The sequence below is a fragment of the Streptacidiphilus melanogenes genome, assembly GCF_000787835.1.
In the GTDB taxonomy this organism is placed as follows: domain Bacteria; phylum Actinomycetota; class Actinomycetes; order Streptomycetales; family Streptomycetaceae; genus Streptacidiphilus; species Streptacidiphilus melanogenes.
In genome coordinates, this window is the sequence record NZ_BBPP01000028.1 from 59,337 (window position 1) to 75,347 (window position 16,011).

Genomic DNA, 16,011 nt, shown 5'->3' on the forward strand with positions numbered 1-16,011 from the left:
CGACGATCCGCGCGGCGAGCTCCGTGCTCGGCTTCGCCGCCTACGGCGGCTGGCTGCCGGCCGCGGTCGCGGGCGTCGTGGTCGGCGTCGCGAACGTGATCGAGGCGGGCAAGCGGGGCCAGGTGGGCAAGCTCGACTCGTCCAACCTGCACAACATCGTGCTGCTGCTGCTCGCCGGGGTGGCCATCGGCTTCGTCATCGACCTGGCGCGCAAGAGTGAGGAGACGCTCGCCCGCGCGCTGGAGATCCAGGCCGCGACGCGCGAGCGCGAGCGGCTGGCCAGGGACATCCACGACGGCGTGCTGCAGGTCCTGTCGCTGGTGAAGCGGCGCGGCACGGAGCTGGGCGGCGAGGCTGCGGAGATCGCGGCCCTGGCCGGCGAGCAGGAGGTGGCACTGCGCCGCCTGATCACCAGCGGCCTCGGCCCGACCGCGCCGACCGCCCCCGCCCGTGTCGCCCGCCCCGTCGAGGCGGCGGTCGACCCGGGCGCGCCGCAGGACCTTCGCAGCCTGCTGGCGCCGCTCTCGGATCCGCGGGTCAGCCTGGCCCAGCCCGGGACGGCGGTGCTGCTGCCCGCGCAGGCGGCGACGGAGCTGGCGGCCGCGGTCGGCGCCGCGTTGGACAACGTCCGGCGGCACGTGGGCGAGCAGGCCCAGGCGTGGATCCTCGTCGAGGACGAGCCCGACGCCGTGATCGTGAGCGTGCGCGACGAGGGCCCCGGCTTCGATCCGGCGCGCCTGGCCGAGGCGGAGCGCGAGGGTCGGCTCGGCGTCTCGCAGTCGATCCGCGGCAGGCTGCGCGATCTCGGCGGCAGCGCGGAGATCTTCTCGGCGGCCGGACAGGGCACCGAGGTGGAGCTGCGGGTGCCCAAGCAGCGTCAGCAGAGCCGTCCGTAGGGCGGGCCGTCGGTAGGGCTGTCGGCAGGGCGTCGGCAGGCGTCAGCGGGAGGGGAAGCGATGGGCGAGGCGATACGGGTGATGGTGGTCGACGACCACCCGATGTGGCGTGAGGCCGTGGCACGGGACCTGGCGGACGCCGGCTTCGACGTCGTGGCGACCGCGGGCGACGCCCGGGAGGCCGTGCAGCGCGGCCGGGCGGTCTCGCCGGGCGTGGTCGTGCTGGACCTCAACCTGCCGGACAAGCCGGGTGTCGAGGTGTGCCGCCAGCTGATGACGGGTGAGGCGGCACCGCGCGTGCTCGTGCTCTCCGCCAGCGGCGAGCACGGCGACGTGCTGGAGGCGGTCAAGTCCGGCGCCACCGGCTACCTGGTCAAGTCCGCCAGCCGCGAGGAGCTGATCGACGCGGTGCGCCGCACGGCCGCGGGTGACGCCGTGTTCACCCCGGGCCTGGCCGGGCTGGTCCTGGGCGAGTTCCGCCGCCTCGCGGCCGAGCCCGCACCGGCGGGCCAGGACCGCAGCGACGCGCCCAAGCTGACGGACCGGGAGACGGAGGTGCTGCGCCTGGTGGCCAAGGGTCTGCCGTACAAGGCGATCGCCGACCGGCTGGTGCTCTCCCCGCGCACGGTGCAGAACCACGTGCAGAACACCCTCGGCAAGCTCCAGCTCCACAATCGGGTGGAGCTGGTCCGCTACGCCATCGCCGCCGGCCTCGACGAGGAGGAGCAGGCCTAGTCGCGCGTGAAGGTGGCGCTGACGGCGACCTGGGTCAGGCCCTTCATCATGCCCAGCTTGTTCCAGCCCAGGCCGAAGCGGTCGCGGTCGATGGTGGTGTCCACGGCGACGGTGACGGTCTCGGCGGTGCGTCCGGTCACCGTCCCGGTGAGCGTCAGCGGCTCGGTGACCCCGCGGACGGTCAGTTCGCCGGTGAGCGCGACGGTGCCGTCACCCTGGGGCTCGGCCCCGGTCGCGGTGAAGACCAGCTCGGGGAAGCGCTCGGTGTCGAAGAAGTCCGCGGAGCGCAGGTGGATGTCGCGCTTGGTGTGCCCGGTGTCCAGGGAGGCGGCGGCCAGCGTGAGCGACCCCGTCGCGGGGCCGCCGTCGGCGGGGACCTCCCCGGCGCCGTTCACCTCGGTGAAGCGGCCCTTCACGGTGACCAGACCCCACATGGTCCTGTGCTGGATGCGTACGTCGGTGGCGTCGGGGTCGAGCCGGTAGCGCCCGGCGGGCAGGGAAGTGGACATGGTGGATGACCTCTCACTGGATAGCTAGCTGGATATTAAGTAGCTAGTTAGACGTTAACCCGCATTGCTACCCTGGGCAAGAGCGGGTCGATTCGTACGAGAGGTCGGGGGATGGCCGAGAACTGTCCGGACGCGGCGGACCTTGAGCTGCTGGAGCAGTGGAACGCGCTGCAGGCGGGCTTCCGTCGCCTCACCGACCAACTGCTGGCCGACGTGGACGCGAAGGCGGGTATCGCGCCGTCGGAGTTCCAGGTGCTGTGGTTCCTGCTGACCGCGCCGGAACAGGCCGCGCCGATGAACCAGCTCGCCGCGACGCTGAACTTCACCACGGCCGGCACCACCAAGGTCGCCGACCGGCTGACGGAGGCGGGGTTGATCCTCCGTCAGCCGAGCCCGGCCGACCGCCGCGTGGTGCTCGCCTCGCTCACGGACCAGGGCCGGCGCGTCGCCATGGACGCGGCGCTCGCCCTCGCGGGCGCGCTGCGCGAGCGGGTCGTCGAGCGGGTCGGCGCGGACGCCTTCTCCCGGACGGCAGGGTGCATGCGCGAACTGGACCCGAACCCCGAGCGGCTCTGCCGTCCTTGAGCGGGTGTGCGCCTACGCGGTCTGCGCCTGCGGCACCAGTTCGGCCAGCGCCTCGCGCACGATCGCGAGTCCGTTGAGCGTCAGCACCGACTCCGGGTGGAACTGGAGCCCCGCGAACCCCGGTCCGCGCAGCGCGTGGACGTCGCCCGTCAGCGCGTCGCGGCTGACCTCGACGCCGCGCTGGGCGAGCCGCTCGGACGCGGCGTCCTCCGCCCGCGCCGTGAACGTGTTGTAGAAGCCGACGGTCCGCTCCCGCCCGAACACGGCGATCCGCTCCTGCGCGCCCTGGAACGGGGTGGCCTTGCGATGCAGCGACAGCCCCAGCGCCTGGCAGAGCAGTTGGTGACTGAGGCAGACCGCCAGGAAGCCCGCGGGGCGGCCGGAGGCCAGCAGCGTAGCGACCAGTGCGCGCATCGTGTTCATCTTCGGGTCGTCCGCCGCCGGGTCGCCGGGGCCGGGGCCGAGCACCAGCGGGCCCTCGTGCGCGGCGACGGCCTCCGCCAGGCCCGGCACGTCCCAGCGCCGCACGGTCACCCGGTGACCGAGGGAGCGCAGCAGGTGGGCGAGCATCGAGGTGAAGGTGTCCTCGCAGTCGACCACCAGGCAGTGGAGCCCCTCGCCGACCGCCTCTGCCGGAGTCGGGGTCTGCATCCGCAGCCAGAACGGGGAGAGGTTCCTGCGCCGGGAGTCCAGCGCCGCCTGCACCCGGTGGTTCTCCGCGAGCACGGGCGTCGCGCCGCCGCGCACCGGCCGCGGCGGGACCGCGCCGATCGCCGCGAGCACACCGGCGGCCTTGGCGTGGGTCTCGGCGACCTCGGAGGCCGGGTCGGAGTGGCGCACCAGCGTCGCGCCGACCCGGACGGCGAGGCGGCCCGTCGCCGGGTCGATGTCGGCGGTGCGGATCAGGATGGGGGAGTCGAGCGTCTGCGCGCCGCCCGCGGTGCGGCCGACCAGGGCCAGCGCGCCGGAGTAGTAGCCGCGCCCGGTGGGCTCGTAGCGGGAGATGACCCGGGTCGCGTTCTCGACGGGGCTGCCGGTGACGGTCGCCGCGAACATGGTCTCGCGCAGCACCTCACGCACGTCCAGCGAGGTGCGCCCGCGCAGCTCGTACTCGGTGTGGGCGAGGTGCGCCATCTCCTTCAGGCGCGGGCCGAGGACCTGGCCGCCCAGGTCGCCGACCTGGCACATCATCTTCAGCTCCTCGTCCACGACCATGGTGAGCTCCTCCAGCTCCTTCGGGTCGTGCAGGAAGGCGAGCAGCGAGTCGAGCGTCGGTCCCCCGGCCGGATAGCGGTAGGTGCCGGAGATCGGGTTCATCACCACCGTCCCGCCCGTCTGCCGCACGTGGACCTCGGGGCTGGCCCCGACCAGGACCCGATCGCCGGTGTGCACCAGGAAGGTCCAGTAGGCGCCGCGCTCCTGCTCCAGCAGGCGGCGGAAGAGGGTGAGCGCCAGCGCGGGTGAGAAGTCCTCCAGGGTCGCGGTGAAGTCCCGGCGGATCACGAAGTTGGCGCCCTCGCCGCGTCCGATCTCGTCCGTGATGACGCGGCCCACGATCTCGGCGTAGGCGGCGTCGTCGACGTCGAAGGAGCCGTCGCGCAGCGCGACCGGCCGCTGCGGCAGCGCGGCGCGCAGCTCGGCCAGCGGCAGCCGGTGCGACTCGCGGACGCGCAGGGCGCGCAGGGGGGTGCCGTCGTCGCGGGCCTCGAAGCCGCGCTCGCGGATCTGCCGGTAGGGGACCAGGGCCAGCAGGTCGTGCTCGGGCCTGCCGGAGGCCGGTGCGCCCTGCGGGAGGGGCAGTTCCGCGAGCGTCGCGTAGTCGCCGACCTCGCCGATCAGCAGCTCCACGGTGTCGGGGGCCAGGCGCGGGGTGCGGCGGTGCAGCAGGGCGAAGGGCTGGAACGCGTGCGGGTCGGCCTCGGTGAGCCGGGCGATGAGGGCGGGCACGTCGGGCGCGTCGTTCACGGTGGGCCTTCCTGGCGGGATCGGGGGTCGGGTCGGGGGACCGGGACCGCTCCTCGGGGAGGCCGCGTGAGACGCGAAACGGCCGCCCCGAGGGGCGGCCGCTGAGGTCTGCGTGGGTACGCGAGCTAGTGGGCCGCCTCGGGGACGGTCCACCACCAGGAGTAGGTGTACTGCGCGTTCACGGACACGAGCGTAGCGTAAGCCGACGCCGGAGGGGGTGCGTCCACCACGTGTCTCACCAATCGGGCGTGGTGCCCAATTCGTTTCCGTGACCACGTAGCCTTGCAGCGTGACCGTGAACGCTGACACCACCGCCCAGGACTTCTCCTGGCTGTCCCTTCCCGCGGCGCAGCAGCCTGAATGGCCGGATTCCGAGGCTCTGCGCAAGGTGCTTGCGGAGCTCGCCTCGTATCCGCCGCTCGTCTTCGCCGGCGAGTGCGACCAGCTGCGCGCCCGCCTGGGGGCGGTCGCGCGCGGTGAGGCGTTCCTGCTGCAGGGCGGAGACTGCGCCGAGGCCTTCGACGCCGTCTCCGCGGACCACATCCGCAACAAGCTGAAGACGCTGCTCCAGATGGCCGTCGTGCTGACCTACGCCGCCTCCGTGCCGGTGGTCAAGGTCGGCCGGATCGCCGGGCAGTACTCCAAGCCGCGCTCGAAGTCGACCGAGACCCGCGACGGGGTGACCCTGCCGGTCTACCGTGGCGACTCCGTCAACGGCTTCGACTTCACGCCCGAGTCGCGCATCCCCGACCCGGAGCGCCTCAAGCGGATGTACCACGCGTCCTCCTCCACGCTGAACCTGGTCCGCGCGTTCACCACCGGTGGTTACGCGGACCTGCGCCAGGTGCACGCGTGGAACCAGGACTTCGTGCGCAACTCGCCGTCCGGCCAGCGCTACGAGCGCCTGGCCAAGGAGATCGACAACGCGCTGGCCTTCATGAACGCCTGCGGGGTGGACCCGGAGGAGTTCAAGACGGTCGAGTTCTTCTCCTCGCACGAGGCGCTGGTGCTGGACTACGAGACGGCGCTGACCCGCACCGACTCGCGCACCGGCGAGCTGTACGACGTCTCCGGCCACATGGTGTGGATCGGCGAGCGCACCCGGCAGCTGGACCACGCGCACATCGAGTTCGCGTCGAAGATCCGCAACCCGCTCGGCGTGAAGCTCGGCCCGACCACCTCGGTCGACGACGCGCTGGAGCTGATCGACCGGCTCGACCCGGACCGCGAGCCCGGCCGGCTGTCCTTCATCACCCGGATGGGCGCGGGCAAGGTCCGCGATCTGCTGCCCAACCTGGTCGAGAAGGTCACCGCGTCCGGCGCGCAGGTCGCCTGGATCTGCGACCCGATGCACGGCAACACCTTCGAGGCCTCCAGCGGCCACAAGACCCGCAACTTCGACGACGTGCTCGACGAGGTCAAGGGCTTCTTCGAGGTGCACCGGGCGCTGGGCACCCACCCCGGCGGCATCCACGTCGAGCTCACCGGCGACGACGTGACCGAGTGCGTGGGGGGCGGCGACGAGGTCTTCGTCGACGACCTGCACCAGCGCTACGAGACGGCCTGCGACCCGCGCCTCAACCGCAGCCAGTCCCTCGACCTGGCGTTCCTCGTCGCGGAGATGCTGCGCTGACCCGTCGCGTGTGACGAAGGCCAGGTGTGACGAAGGCCCCTCCGGTTTCGACCGGAGGGGCCTTCCCGCTTCCGGGAGTCATTGAGTAAGGTAAGCCTTAGCTCAGCTGCCTGCCCGACTTGGAGGACCCCGATGTACGTGTGCGTGTGCCACGCGGTCACCGAGGAGCGGGTCCGTCAGGAGATCAGCGAGGGCGCGAAGACCCCCCGCCAGGTCGCCAAGGGCTGCAAGGCCGGCACCGACTGCGGCTCCTGTGTCCGCCGGATCCAGGCCCTGCTCGGGCACGAGGGTGCGCGTCCGTGCCCGACATCCCGGCTCGCGGCCAAGCTCGGCCTGCCCGCGAGCGCACAGGCCGCCTGAGACCGTAGGGCCCTGGTCGCTCAGCTCTCCGGCTGCTCGATCAGCTGCGCCAGGTAGAGCGGCTCGCCCAGCTTCTCCAGCAGTTCGAGCTGGGTGTCGAGGTAGTCGATGTGGTGCTCCTCGTCGGCGAGGATCGACTCGAAGATGTTGGCCGAGGTGACGTCCCCCTTGGCGCGCATGACCACGATCCCGCGCCGCAGCCGGTCGATGGCCTCCACCTCGATCTGGCGGTCCGCCTCGAACATCTCCTTGACCGACTGCCCGATGCGCAGGTGGAACAGGCGCTGGTAGTTCGGCAGACCCTCCAGGAAGAGGATCCGGTCGGTGAGCACCTCGGCGTGCTTCATCTCGTCGAACGACTCCGCGCGGGTGAACTTCGCGAGCTTCGTCCAGCCGAAGTTCTCCTGCATCTTGGCGTGCAGGAAGTACTGGTTGATGGCGGTCAGCTCGGCCGTCAGCTGCTCGTTCAGGAACTCGATGACCTCGGGGTCGCCCTGCATGGGACCGCGCCCTTTCTCTGCCGGTTCATCCGCTTTCGAGGCATCGTTCCATTCCGGACGCCCCGAATCCAGCAAGGGCACACTCACGTGACCCGTGGCGTTCACGGCCCCCGGCATCTGTCACCATTGAGCCATGGGTCAGTCCGAAAACCAGCAGGCGGCGGCTTCGGAGACCCAGCCGTCACTGCCCCCCGGTCAGCGCCTCCAGCGCGGCTGGCCGGTTCTGCACTACGGACCGATCCCCCGGTTCAAGCCGGCCACCTGGGAGCTGCAGGTCTTCGGCGCCACCGCCGACGGTGACAAGCACAGCTGGACCTTCGAGGAGTTCACCGCCCTGCCGCGCACCGAGGTCACCGGGGACCTCCACTGCGTGACCCGCTTCAGCATGCTCGGCAACCGCTGGGGCGGAGTCTCCACGGCCACCGTCCTGGACCTGGTCCCGCCCGCGCCCGACGTCACCCACGTCATGGTCTGGGCCGAGTACGGCTTCAGCTCCAACCTCCGCCTCGCCGACTTCGCCGCCCCCACCACGATCCTCGCGACCCACCGCGACGACGACCCGCTCACCGTCGAGCACGGCTTCCCCGTCCGCCTCGTCGTCCCCCACCTCTACGCCTGGAAGGGCCCCAAGTGGGTCCGCGCCGTCGAGTACATGACCGCCGACCGCCGCGGCTTCTGGGAGGAGCGCGGCTACCACAACCTCGGCGACCCCTGGCGCGAGCAGCGCTACACCTACCAGGAGGCCCCGGGCGACGGCCCCGAGGCCTGACCGCGGCGACTTCTGCCGGTGATGTCCGATATCCGATTGCCGAGCGGCGACGGGTCCGGAAGTATCCCGACATGGAACACACCGCCGAAGAGACCCTGCGCCATGACCGCGTCGTCCTGACCCGCTGGCGCGCCGACCAGCTCGACGAGCTGACGGCGCTCGTCGACGGCTCCCTGGCACGGCTGAAGCCGTGGATGCCGTGGGCGCACACCCACTCGCGGGAGGCCATCGCCGACTATCTCGGGCGGGCGGACGCGGACTGGGCCTCCGGCGCCGCCTACAACTACGCCATCCGCGAGGGCTCCGCCGACGCCCCGGTGCTCGGCTCCTGCTCGATGATGGCCCGCATCGGTCAGGGCGGCTGGGAGATCGGCTACTGGATCCACGCCGACGGCGGCGGCCGCGGCCTGGTCACCATGGCCGCCGCCGCGCTGACCCGCCAGGCGTTCGCCCTGCCGGGCGCCACCCACGTGGAGATCCACCACGACGCCCGCAACCACGCCAGCGGCGCCGTCCCCAAGCGCCTCGGCTTCACCGAGGCGGAGCACCGACCGGGCCCGGAGCGCGAGACGGTGGTCTGGCAGATCGACCGTCAGGCCGTCGTCGGAGCGGTGTGGCCGTAGCCCGAGCCGGGCCAGGGGCCGGGTGGTTCGCCGACGGGCTTCTCCACCGTCTCGGTGCGGGCGAGGGTGAAGCCGCGGGAGCGGTAGTTGTGGAGGGCGGCGGGGCCGTCCAGGGAGCAGGTCTCCACGACGACCTTGCGGGTCGTGGGCAGGGAGGGGTGACGGTCCGCCAGGTCCCAGGCGCGGCGCAGGCCCAGGTCGAGGAGGTGGCCGCCGAGGCCGCGGCCGATGAAGGCGGGGAGGAGGCCGAAGTAGACCACCTCGACCACGCCTTCCTCGCGCGGGGCGAGCTGGACGTAGCCGGCCGGGGTGCCGGAGACCCAGGCCACCCAGGTCTCGGTGCCCGGGACGGCGAGCCACTTCTCCCAGTCGGCGTGGGTCCACTCCAGCCGGTCGGTCCAGTGCCAGACGCCGCCCACGGCGGTGTAGAGGAACCGGGCGAACTCCGGGCCGATCAGCTCGGCGCGGACGACGGCGAGGCCCCGCCCCGCCGGAGCCGGGACGGGCTCGGCGGGGAGCGCGGACAAGGCCCCCTGCTCCAGATGCCAGACGGTGACGGTGGTGAGCGAGGGGAGCGAGTCGGGCGACATCAGTAGACCCAGATGGTGACCGTGCTGCCGAGCGCGGCCTGCCCGTTGCCGCTCGGGGTCTGGCTGTGCACCGTCGGGGTGCCGAACAGCGAGAAGCCCAGGGTGCGGACCTTGAACCCGGCCTGCTTCAGCGTCTTCTGGGCGTCCTTCTCCTTGAGCCCGGTCACGTCCGGGACGGTCACCTGCTGCTGGCCCTTGGAAATGGTCAGCGTCACCGTGACGCCCTGCTGTGACGCGCCCGCGGGCGGGTTCGTCGCGGCGACGGTACCCGGGTCCTGGTCGGAGAAGACCTGGTTCGGGTCGACCTTCACCTGGAACCCCGCCGACTGCAGGTCGGAGGTGGCCTCGTCGACGCTCTCACCGGTGACGTCGGGCAGGTCGACGGGCTGCGGGCCGGAACTGACGACCAGTGCGACGGGCGTGTTCGCCGCCACCTGGGTGCCGGCGGCCGGGTCGGTGCCGATGACCGCGCCTGCCGGGACGGTCGGGTCGCCCTGCTGCCGCTGCGCGCCGATGCCGAGACCCGCCTGCTGGAGCGCGCTGATCGCGTCGTCGACCGACTTGCCGGTCACCGTCGGCACCGTCGGGCGCTGCGCGCCCTTCGACACGTCGACGGTCACCGTCGTGTCCTTGCGGACGTGCGCGCCGGGCGACGGGTCGGTGCCGATGACCGAGCCCTTGGGCACGTTCGGTGAGAAGTCCTGCTTGACCTTGACCACGAAGCCCGCGCGGGAGAGCGTCGCCACCGCCGTCTGCTGCGGCTCGCCCAGCACGGCAGGGACACTTGTGTAGAGACCGCCGTTGAGCGCCCAGGTCAGCCCGGCGACCAGCAGCGCTACGACCAGGACCAGCCCGGTGGGCAGCACCCAGCGCGGGCGGTCGCGGCGGCGTCGCCGTGCGACGGGCGGCGGCTCCGGCGCCTCGTGGCGCGGCATGACGAAGTCGGCGGGCAGCTCGCGCAGCAGCGCCGGATCCATGATCGAGGTCCGTTCGACCGGCGCCGCAGGATCAACGGGACCGACGGGACCGACGGGGCCGACGAACGGCGGGAGCAGCGTCGTGGGCGAGCCGGCGGACGGGCGGGACGCCGCGGGGGGCTCCGCGTCCAGCTGCGCCGGGGTCAACTCGCGCCGGATTCGCTGCAGCCGCGCCAGCAGGTCCACGGCGTCGGCGGGGCGTCGCGCGGCGTCGCGCGCGGTCGCGGCCAGCGTTATCGCGTCCAGCTGTTGCGGCAGGTCGGGCGCGAGCTGCGAGGGCGGCGGCACGTCCGTGCTCAGGTGCTGGTAGATGACCTGCATCGGGCTCTCGCCGGTGTGCGGCTTCGCGCCGGTCAGCATCTCGTACAGCAGCACGCCGCAGGCGTACACGTCGGTGCGCGGATCGGCCGCGCCGCGCTCGATCTGCTCCGGCGCGAGGTAGGAGACCGTGCCCAGCACCTGCTGGGTGGTGGCCGCTGTCTGGCCGTCGACGGCCCGGACCAGGCCGAAGTCGGCGACCTTGACCCGGCCGTCCCCGGTCAGCAGCACGTTCTCCGGCTTCACGTCCCGGTGGACCAGCCCGGCCCGGTGCGCGGCGCCGAGCGCGGCCAGCACCGGCTCCAGGATGTCCAGCGTCGTGCGCGGGCTCAGCGCGCCACGGTCGCGCAGCAGGTCGCGCAGGGTCCAGCCGGGCACGTACTCCATGGCCAGGAAGACCGCGGGCGGCATGCCCGTGTGGTCCTCGCCCTGGTCGAAGACGCCCACCACGTTCGGGTGCGAGAGCTTGGCGACGGCCTTGGCCTCACGGATGAAACGCTCGACGAACTCCGGGTCCGCGGCGAATCCGGGGTGCATCACCTTGAGGGCGACGACCCGGTCCAGCCGGGTGTCCACGCCCCGGTAGACCGTGGCCATGCCGCCCACGGCGACGCGCTGCTCGACCCGGTACCGGCCGTCGAGCACGCGCCCGATGAGGGGGTCCTGCAGCGTGACGTCCACGTGAGGAGTCTAGGGGGAGGCGGAACGTCCGCCTGCGCCGTGGCGCCATCCGTCGCAGAAGTGTAACGACTTGCGGAAAGACCACGGGCTTTCGGAACACCGGCCGGACCGATGGCCGGACCGATGGCCGGACCGCAGGTCAGAACGCGGGCGCCTCCGGGTCGAACGAGGCGCGGCCCTCCATCGGGGAGGACGCCTCGGCGTGGAAGCGCTTGGGGATGCGGCCCGCCCGGTGGGCGAGGCGCCCGGCCTCGACGGCCTTGCGCATCGCCTCCGCCATCAGCGCCGGCTCCTGCGCCCGGGTGACCGCCGTGGCGAGCATCACTGCGGCACAGCCCAGCTCCATGGCCAGTGCCACGTCCGAGGCGGTGCCCGCGCCGGCGTCGAGGATCACCGGGACGTTCGCCTGCTCGACGATCAGCTGGAAGTTGTGCGGGTTGCGGATGCCGAGCCCCGAGCCGATCGGCGAGCCCAGCGGCATGACGGCGGCGCAGCCCACGTCCTCCAGCTTGCGCGCGAGCACCGGGTCGTCGTTGGTGTAGGGCAGCACGACGAAGCCGTCGTCGACGAGGGTCTCGGCGGCGTCCAGCAGCTCGATCGGGTCGGGCAGCAGGGTGCGCTCGTCGGCGATGACCTCCAGCTTCACCCAGTTCGTGCCGAGCGCCTCCCGGCTCAGCCGGGCCGTCAGCACGGCCTCCCCGGCGGTGAAGCAGCCGGCGGTGTTGGGCAGCACGCCGATGCCGCAGCGCTGCAGCACCTCCAGCACCGAGCCGCGCGCGGCCGGGTTGATCCGGCGCATGGCGACGGTGGTCAGCTCCGTGCCGGAAGTCCGCAGCGCCTGTTCCAGCACCTCCAGGCTGGGCGCGCCGCCGGTCCCCATGATCAGCCGGGAGGAGAAGGTGCGGTCGGCGATGGTGAGCAGGTCGTCAGCCATGGCGGTCAGCCTCCCTGCACGGCGGTGAGGATCTCGACGCGGTCGGCGTCGGAGAGCACGGTCGCGTCCCACTGGCTGCGCGGGACCACGGCCTCGTTCACGGCGGCCGCGACGCCGCTCGGCGCGGCCGACAGCTCGGTGACCACCTCGGTGAGGGTCACCCCGCCGGGCAGCGAGCGGGCCTCGCCGTTGACGGTGAGTCGGATCGTGGCGGCGGCGGTCATCGGGTGAACTCCGGGAGCTGGGGGGCGAATCGTGCGGGGGTGAACGGCGCGGCCTCGGGCGGCAGCTGGCCGGTGGTCAGGAAGGCGGCGATCGCGTCGCCGGTCACCGGCGTCAGCAGCACGCCGTTGCGGTGGTGGCCGGTCGCGGCGACCAGGCCGGGCAGGGCGGTCGGCCCGAGCAGCGGCGCGTTGTCCGGCGTGCCGGGGCGCAGGCCCGCGTTCGTCTCGATCAGCGGCAGCTCGGTGATGCCCGGCAGCAGCTCGCGGGCGTCGCGCAGCAGCTCGTAGAGTCCGCCCGCGGTCACCGTGGTGTCGAAGCCCTGCTCCTCCATGGTCGCGCCGACCACCAGCTCGCCGTTCTCGCGCGGGACCAGGTAGATGTGGCAGCCGCGCACCACCGCGCGCAGGTTGCGGGAGAGGAACGGCGTCGGCAGGGGGCCCTGCACGGTCTCCATCCGCAGCCGCAGCACCTGTCCCTTGACCGGCCGGACGGGCGGTCGCGCCTCGGGCGGCAGCCCCGGCAGGTCGCCGCTCCAGCTGCCGGCGGCGACCACCGTCGCGCCCGCGCGCAGCGTCACGCCGTCCTCGGCGCGGACGCCGACGGCACGGCCGTTCTCGGTCAGCAGCCGGGCGGCGCGGGAGCGGTGCAGCGTCACGCCGCTGCGGCGGCAGGCCTCGACGAGGGCGGTGCCCAGGCGACGGGGGTCGACCTGGTGGTCGCCGCCGACCAGCGTCCCGCCGCGCACGTCCGGCGCCAGCATCGGCTCCAGCCGACGGCACTCCCGGCCGTTCAGCCACTCGGTCTGAAGGCCCAGGCGGCGCTGGAACGCGTGCACCTCGCGCAGCTCGGCCCGGTCGTCGGCGTCGAGCGCGACGGCGAGGGTGCCGCAGCGGCGGTAGCCGACGTCCTGGCCGCTCGCCTCGGTCAGCTCGGCGGCGAAGTCGGCGTAGCGCTCGTTCGACGCGATCCCGAGGCGCAGCAGCGGCTCCTCGCCGTACTGCAGCTCCGTCACGGGCGCGAGCATCCCGGCGGCGACGTGGTTCGCGCCGCGCCCCGGGTCCGGGTCCAGCACGGTCACCCGCAGCCCGCGCTGCGCGGCCCGCCAGGCCACCGCCAGGCCGATGATCCCGCCGCCCACGACCAGGACGTCGGGCACGAGGACGGGGTCTGCGGCCTTCGGTCCGTGGGCATCGGTGGACGCCATGGTTCTGCACTCCCTTCGCCGGAATGACCCGGATCAGGTTCGGACGGTCGGAGGCGCCCCAGCCTCCCTCTCAGCCCGGTGCTCCGGGCTCCCGCGTGAGCAAGTAGCTCGAGCTACTTCTCGACCCACTCTATACAGTGGCCGGATGGCTGTTGAGATGGTCCGGGTCGTGGTCGTCGGCGCCGGGACGGCGGGGGTGCAGACGGCGGTGGCGCTGCGGCAGCAGGGCTACGACGGTTCCCTGGTGCTGCTGGGCGCCGAGGCGCACCCGCCCTACGACCGCCCGCCGCTCTCCAAGGACGTGCTGCTGGGGCGCGCGGAGCACTCCCGCTTCGAGATCGACTTCGACGAGCTCGGCATCGAGCTGGCGCTCGGCCGCCGGGCCCTCTCGCTCGACGCCGACGCCCGGACGGTGAAGACGGACGGCGGCGACCTGCCCTACACGCAGCTGGTCCTCGCCACCGGCGCCGCCCCGGTCTCCCTGCCCGGCCAGCCCGACTCCGCGTTCCTGCTGCGCACCCAGGACGACGCCCTGGCCCTGCGGGCGGCGCTGCGGCCCGGCATCCGGGTCGTGGTGGTCGGCGCGGGCTGGATCGGCGCGGAGGCGGCGACGGTGGCCCGGCAGCTGGGCTGCGAGGTCACCGTGGTGGAGGCCGCGGCCTCGCCCCTGGCGGGCGCTCTGCCTGCGGAGTTCGGCGAGCGCACGCGCGCGTGGTACGCGCAGGCGGGCGTGGAGCTGCTCACCGCGTCGGCCGTCAGCGAGATCGGCGCGCACGCGGTGCATCTGACGGACGGCCGCGAGCTCGCCGCGGACGCCGTCGTCGTCGGCATCGGCGCCCGCCCCGACAATGCCTGGCTCGCGGGCTCCGGCATCCCCCTGGACGACCGCGGCGCGGTCGCCGCGGACGCCCGCCTCCGCGCTGGCAGCGCGGAGGTCCACGCGGTGGGGGACTGCGCGTCCTTCCCTTCGGCGCGGTACGGCCGCCGCCTGACCGTGCACCACTGGGACAACGCGCTGCAGGGCGCGCGGGTCGTGGCGGCGGACATCCTGGGCGGCGAGGTGGTCTACGACCCGGTGCCGTACTTCTGGTCGGAGCAGTTCGGACACATGGTGCAGGTCGCCGGCATCATCGACCCGTCCGCCCGCCAGGTCGCGCGCGGCGACGACACGGTGCTGTGGGTCCGGGAGGACCGCCTTGAGGCGGTCCTGACCGTGGACAAGCCCCGCGATCTGGCGCAGGGGCGGAAGCTGATCGAAGCCGGGAAGCAGATCGACCCCGCAAAGGCGGCGGACCCGACGACGGCGCTCAAGGCGGCAACCGTCTAGGGCGCGGAGCTCCGAAGGGTTATGCCACCCGTCGGTTGCCTGGCGCCTCGTCCTCGTCGCCCAGGGGGCGTGCCGCCAGGACCGCCACCGGCGCGAGCAGCAGCGTCGGGATGACGACCGCCAGCGCGGCGATGACCGTGGGCGACGCGACCCACTCCAGCACGCAGGTCGCGGCGACGACCACGGCGATCAGCGCGTAACGCATGCCCAGCTCCTTCGTGTCCGACTTCACCCTGCAGTATGCAACACCTCCGCGCGGGGCCCGTTCCCAGGTGTCATGGGATGCGCATATCGTGTTCGTGACGCTGATCGCGAACAGGGGAGGCCGCCGCAATGAGTCCGTTCCGTGGATCCGTGCCGTTCACCGAGGAGTGGCGGCACTTCCGGCTGACCCGTGACGACGCGGGCGTGCTGACGGTCACGCTCGACCGGCCGGACAAGCTGAACGCCCTCACCTTCGAGTCCTACGCCGACCTGCGCGATCTCCTCGCTGAGCTGCCGCAGCGCGGGGACACCCGGGCGGTGCTGCTGCGCGGCGAGGGCCGCGGTTTCTGCTCCGGCGGGGACGTCAACGAGATCATCGGCGCGACCCTCGAGATGCGGCCGGACCAGCTGCTCGACTTCACGCGGATGACGGGGCAGGTCGTCCGGGCGATGCGGGAGTGCCCGATCCCGATCGTCGCCGCGATCCACGGCATCGCCGCGGGAGCGGGGTCCGTGCTCGCGCTGGCTGCGGACTTCCGGGTGGTGGCCCGTTCCGCGCGCTTCGCGTTCCTGTTCACCAAGGTCGGACTGGCGGGGGCCGACATGGGCGCCGCGTACCTGCTGCCGCGCATCGTCGGGCTGGGGCACGCCACCAAGCTGTTGATGCTGGGCGACACCCTCGACGCCGCCACGGCCGACCGGTACGGCCTGGTCAGCGAGCTGGTGGAGGACGAGGAGCTGGACGCGAAGGCCGGCGCCCTCGCGCAGCGGCTCGCCGAGGGGCCGGCCTTCGCGCTCGCGCAGACCAAGGCGCTGCTGACGCAGGAGCTGGACATGAGCCTGGCCGCCTCGGTCGAGCTGGAGGCGATGACGCAGGCGCTGCTGATGAAGAGCGCGGACTACGCCGAGTTCCACGCCGCGTTCACCGGCAAGCGCCCGCCCAAGTGGCAGGGCCGGTGACACGGCATAGCGCGAT

18 protein-coding genes and 1 riboswitch are annotated in these 16,011 nt (G+C 72.9%); of the genes, 9 read left to right on the forward strand and 9 right to left on the reverse strand.

The features are described 5' to 3' along the window. The coding region (gene macS, locus TR49_RS26065) for a MacS family sensor histidine kinase (RefSeq protein ID WP_236653531.1) at positions 1 to 896 on the forward strand (896 nt) is incomplete at its 5' end. Positions 897 to 956: 60 nt separating this feature from the next. Beyond that, positions 957 to 1,631 carry a response regulator gene (locus tag TR49_RS26070; protein WP_042386003.1) on the forward strand — a complete coding sequence of 225 codons (675 nt, stop codon included), beginning with the start codon at positions 957 to 959 and terminating at the stop codon, positions 1,629 to 1,631. Here the strand turns inward: TR49_RS26070 and TR49_RS26075 are convergent. Continuing rightward, entirely contained in the window at positions 1,628 to 2,140 is a 513-nt protein-coding gene (locus TR49_RS26075; protein WP_042386004.1) for a YceI family protein, read from the reverse strand. The genes TR49_RS26070 and TR49_RS26075 overlap by 4 nt on opposite strands. A gap of 111 nt (positions 2,141 to 2,251) precedes the next feature. Here TR49_RS26075 and TR49_RS26080 point away from each other — a divergent pair, with 111 nt between their 5' ends. After that, on the forward strand, positions 2,252 to 2,725 hold the full coding sequence (locus TR49_RS26080; protein ID WP_042386007.1) for a MarR family winged helix-turn-helix transcriptional regulator: 474 nt from the start codon (positions 2,252 to 2,254) through the stop codon (positions 2,723 to 2,725). Between the two features lie 12 nt (positions 2,726 to 2,737). Here the strand turns inward: TR49_RS26080 and TR49_RS26085 are convergent, their stop codons facing one another. Continuing rightward, positions 2,738 to 4,690: an anthranilate synthase family protein gene (locus TR49_RS26085; RefSeq protein ID WP_042386009.1), complete on the reverse strand. Its 1,953-nt coding sequence runs from the start codon at positions 4,688 to 4,690 to the stop codon at positions 2,738 to 2,740. Positions 4,691 to 4,979: 289 nt separating this feature from the next. Between TR49_RS26085 and TR49_RS26090 the strand changes: the two genes are divergently transcribed. Both TR49_RS26090 and TR49_RS26095 read left to right on the forward strand, forming a co-directional pair. After that, positions 4,980 to 6,323 carry a class II 3-deoxy-7-phosphoheptulonate synthase gene (locus tag TR49_RS26090; protein WP_042386011.1) on the forward strand — a complete coding sequence of 448 codons (1,344 nt, stop codon included), beginning with the start codon at positions 4,980 to 4,982 and terminating at the stop codon, positions 6,321 to 6,323. Between the two features lie 132 nt (positions 6,324 to 6,455). Continuing rightward, entirely contained in the window at positions 6,456 to 6,683 is a 228-nt protein-coding gene (locus tag TR49_RS26095) for a (2Fe-2S)-binding protein (protein ID WP_042386014.1), read from the forward strand. 20 nt (positions 6,684 to 6,703) lie between these two features. On the opposite strand, the gene bfr is transcribed toward TR49_RS26095, so the two are convergent. Next, positions 6,704 to 7,183, reverse strand: coding sequence for a bacterioferritin (gene bfr / locus TR49_RS26100; RefSeq protein ID WP_042386015.1), 480 nt, complete (start codon positions 7,181 to 7,183; stop codon positions 6,704 to 6,706). 133 nt (positions 7,184 to 7,316) lie between these two features. Between bfr and TR49_RS26105 the strand changes: the two genes are divergently transcribed. Together TR49_RS26105 and TR49_RS26110 are read left to right on the forward strand one after the other, a co-directional pair. Beyond that, positions 7,317 to 7,952, forward strand: coding sequence for a sulfite oxidase-like oxidoreductase (locus TR49_RS26105; protein WP_042386017.1), 636 nt, complete (start codon positions 7,317 to 7,319; stop codon positions 7,950 to 7,952). Between the two features lie 71 nt (positions 7,953 to 8,023). After that, positions 8,024 to 8,575: a GNAT family N-acetyltransferase gene (locus TR49_RS26110; RefSeq protein WP_042386019.1), complete on the forward strand. Its 552-nt coding sequence runs from the start codon at positions 8,024 to 8,026 to the stop codon at positions 8,573 to 8,575. On the opposite strand, the gene TR49_RS26115 is transcribed toward TR49_RS26110, so the two are convergent. From TR49_RS26115 to thiO, 5 genes are all read right to left on the reverse strand, one after another. After that, the gene (locus TR49_RS26115) at positions 8,545 to 9,165 is read right to left on the reverse strand and encodes a GNAT family N-acetyltransferase (protein ID WP_042386022.1); all 621 of its coding nucleotides are present in this window, start codon (positions 9,163 to 9,165) and stop codon (positions 8,545 to 8,547) included. The genes TR49_RS26110 and TR49_RS26115 overlap by 31 nt on opposite strands. Further along, a complete protein-coding gene (pknB, locus tag TR49_RS26120) occupies positions 9,165 to 11,141 on the reverse strand; it encodes a Stk1 family PASTA domain-containing Ser/Thr kinase (RefSeq protein ID WP_042386024.1) in 1,977 nt (658 codons plus the stop codon). Before pknB ends, TR49_RS26115 begins: the two co-directional genes overlap by 1 nt. A 139-nt stretch (positions 11,142 to 11,280) precedes the next feature. Then, positions 11,281 to 12,075: a thiazole synthase gene (locus tag TR49_RS26125; protein ID WP_042386027.1), complete on the reverse strand. Its 795-nt coding sequence runs from the start codon at positions 12,073 to 12,075 to the stop codon at positions 11,281 to 11,283. A 5-nt stretch (positions 12,076 to 12,080) separates the two neighbouring features. Next, positions 12,081 to 12,299 (reverse strand): sulfur carrier protein ThiS, encoded by a 219-nt coding sequence (gene thiS, locus TR49_RS26130; protein ID WP_042386028.1) that lies wholly within the window; start codon positions 12,297 to 12,299, stop codon positions 12,081 to 12,083. Continuing rightward, positions 12,296 to 13,504: a glycine oxidase ThiO gene (gene thiO / locus TR49_RS26135; RefSeq protein WP_042386030.1), complete on the reverse strand. Its 1,209-nt coding sequence runs from the start codon at positions 13,502 to 13,504 to the stop codon at positions 12,296 to 12,298. The genes thiS and thiO overlap by 4 nt, the downstream gene beginning before the upstream one ends. Continuing rightward, positions 13,498 to 13,609: riboswitch (TPP riboswitch) on the reverse strand. (Overlaps the previous gene by 7 nt.) 40 nt (positions 13,610 to 13,649) lie before the next feature. Between thiO and TR49_RS26140 the strand changes: the two genes are divergently transcribed. Further along, a complete protein-coding gene (locus TR49_RS26140) occupies positions 13,650 to 14,831 on the forward strand; it encodes an NAD(P)/FAD-dependent oxidoreductase (protein ID WP_236653532.1) in 1,182 nt (393 codons plus the stop codon). A gap of 19 nt (positions 14,832 to 14,850) precedes the next feature. Here the strand turns inward: TR49_RS26140 and TR49_RS26145 are convergent, their stop codons facing one another. Then, positions 14,851 to 15,036: a hypothetical protein gene (locus tag TR49_RS26145; protein ID WP_152627458.1), complete on the reverse strand. Its 186-nt coding sequence runs from the start codon at positions 15,034 to 15,036 to the stop codon at positions 14,851 to 14,853. Between the two features lie 128 nt (positions 15,037 to 15,164). Between TR49_RS26145 and TR49_RS26150 the strand changes: the two genes are divergently transcribed. Continuing rightward, positions 15,165 to 15,995, forward strand: a complete 831-nt coding sequence (locus tag TR49_RS26150) for an enoyl-CoA hydratase family protein (protein ID WP_042386035.1) — start codon at positions 15,165 to 15,167, stop codon at positions 15,993 to 15,995. Positions 15,996 to 16,011: the final 16 nt, after the last annotated feature.

Excerpts from the sequence above, each read along its gene's own strand:
- TR49_RS26080 (WP_042386007.1), top strand. The coding sequence starts at position 2,252 with ATGGCCGAGAACTGTCCGGACGCGGCGGACCTTGAGCTGCTGGAGCAG.
- TR49_RS26110 (WP_042386019.1), top strand. The coding sequence starts at position 8,024 with ATGGAACACACCGCCGAAGAGACCCTGCGCCATGACCGCGTCGTCCTG.
- TR49_RS26105 (WP_042386017.1), top strand. The coding sequence starts at position 7,317 with ATGGGTCAGTCCGAAAACCAGCAGGCGGCGGCTTCGGAGACCCAGCCG.
- TR49_RS26150 (WP_042386035.1), top strand. The coding sequence starts at position 15,165 with ATGAGTCCGTTCCGTGGATCCGTGCCGTTCACCGAGGAGTGGCGGCAC.
- TR49_RS26075 (WP_042386004.1), bottom strand. The coding sequence starts at position 2,140 with ATGTCCACTTCCCTGCCCGCCGGGCGCTACCGGCTCGACCCCGACGCC.
- TR49_RS26115 (WP_042386022.1), bottom strand. The coding sequence starts at position 9,165 with ATGTCGCCCGACTCGCTCCCCTCGCTCACCACCGTCACCGTCTGGCAT.
- TR49_RS26125 (WP_042386027.1), bottom strand. The coding sequence starts at position 12,075 with ATGGCTGACGACCTGCTCACCATCGCCGACCGCACCTTCTCCTCCCGG.
- TR49_RS26145 (WP_152627458.1), bottom strand. The coding sequence starts at position 15,036 with ATGCGTTACGCGCTGATCGCCGTGGTCGTCGCCGCGACCTGCGTGCTG.
- TR49_RS26140 (WP_236653532.1), top strand. The coding sequence starts at position 13,650 with ATGGCTGTTGAGATGGTCCGGGTCGTGGTCGTCGGCGCCGGGACGGCG.
- TR49_RS26070 (WP_042386003.1), top strand. The coding sequence starts at position 957 with ATGGGCGAGGCGATACGGGTGATGGTGGTCGACGACCACCCGATGTGG.
- TR49_RS26095 (WP_042386014.1), top strand. The coding sequence starts at position 6,456 with ATGTACGTGTGCGTGTGCCACGCGGTCACCGAGGAGCGGGTCCGTCAG.
- bfr (WP_042386015.1), bottom strand. The coding sequence starts at position 7,183 with ATGCAGGGCGACCCCGAGGTCATCGAGTTCCTGAACGAGCAGCTGACG.
- thiO (WP_042386030.1), bottom strand. The coding sequence starts at position 13,504 with ATGGCGTCCACCGATGCCCACGGACCGAAGGCCGCAGACCCCGTCCTC.
- thiS (WP_042386028.1), bottom strand. The coding sequence starts at position 12,299 with ATGACCGCCGCCGCCACGATCCGACTCACCGTCAACGGCGAGGCCCGC.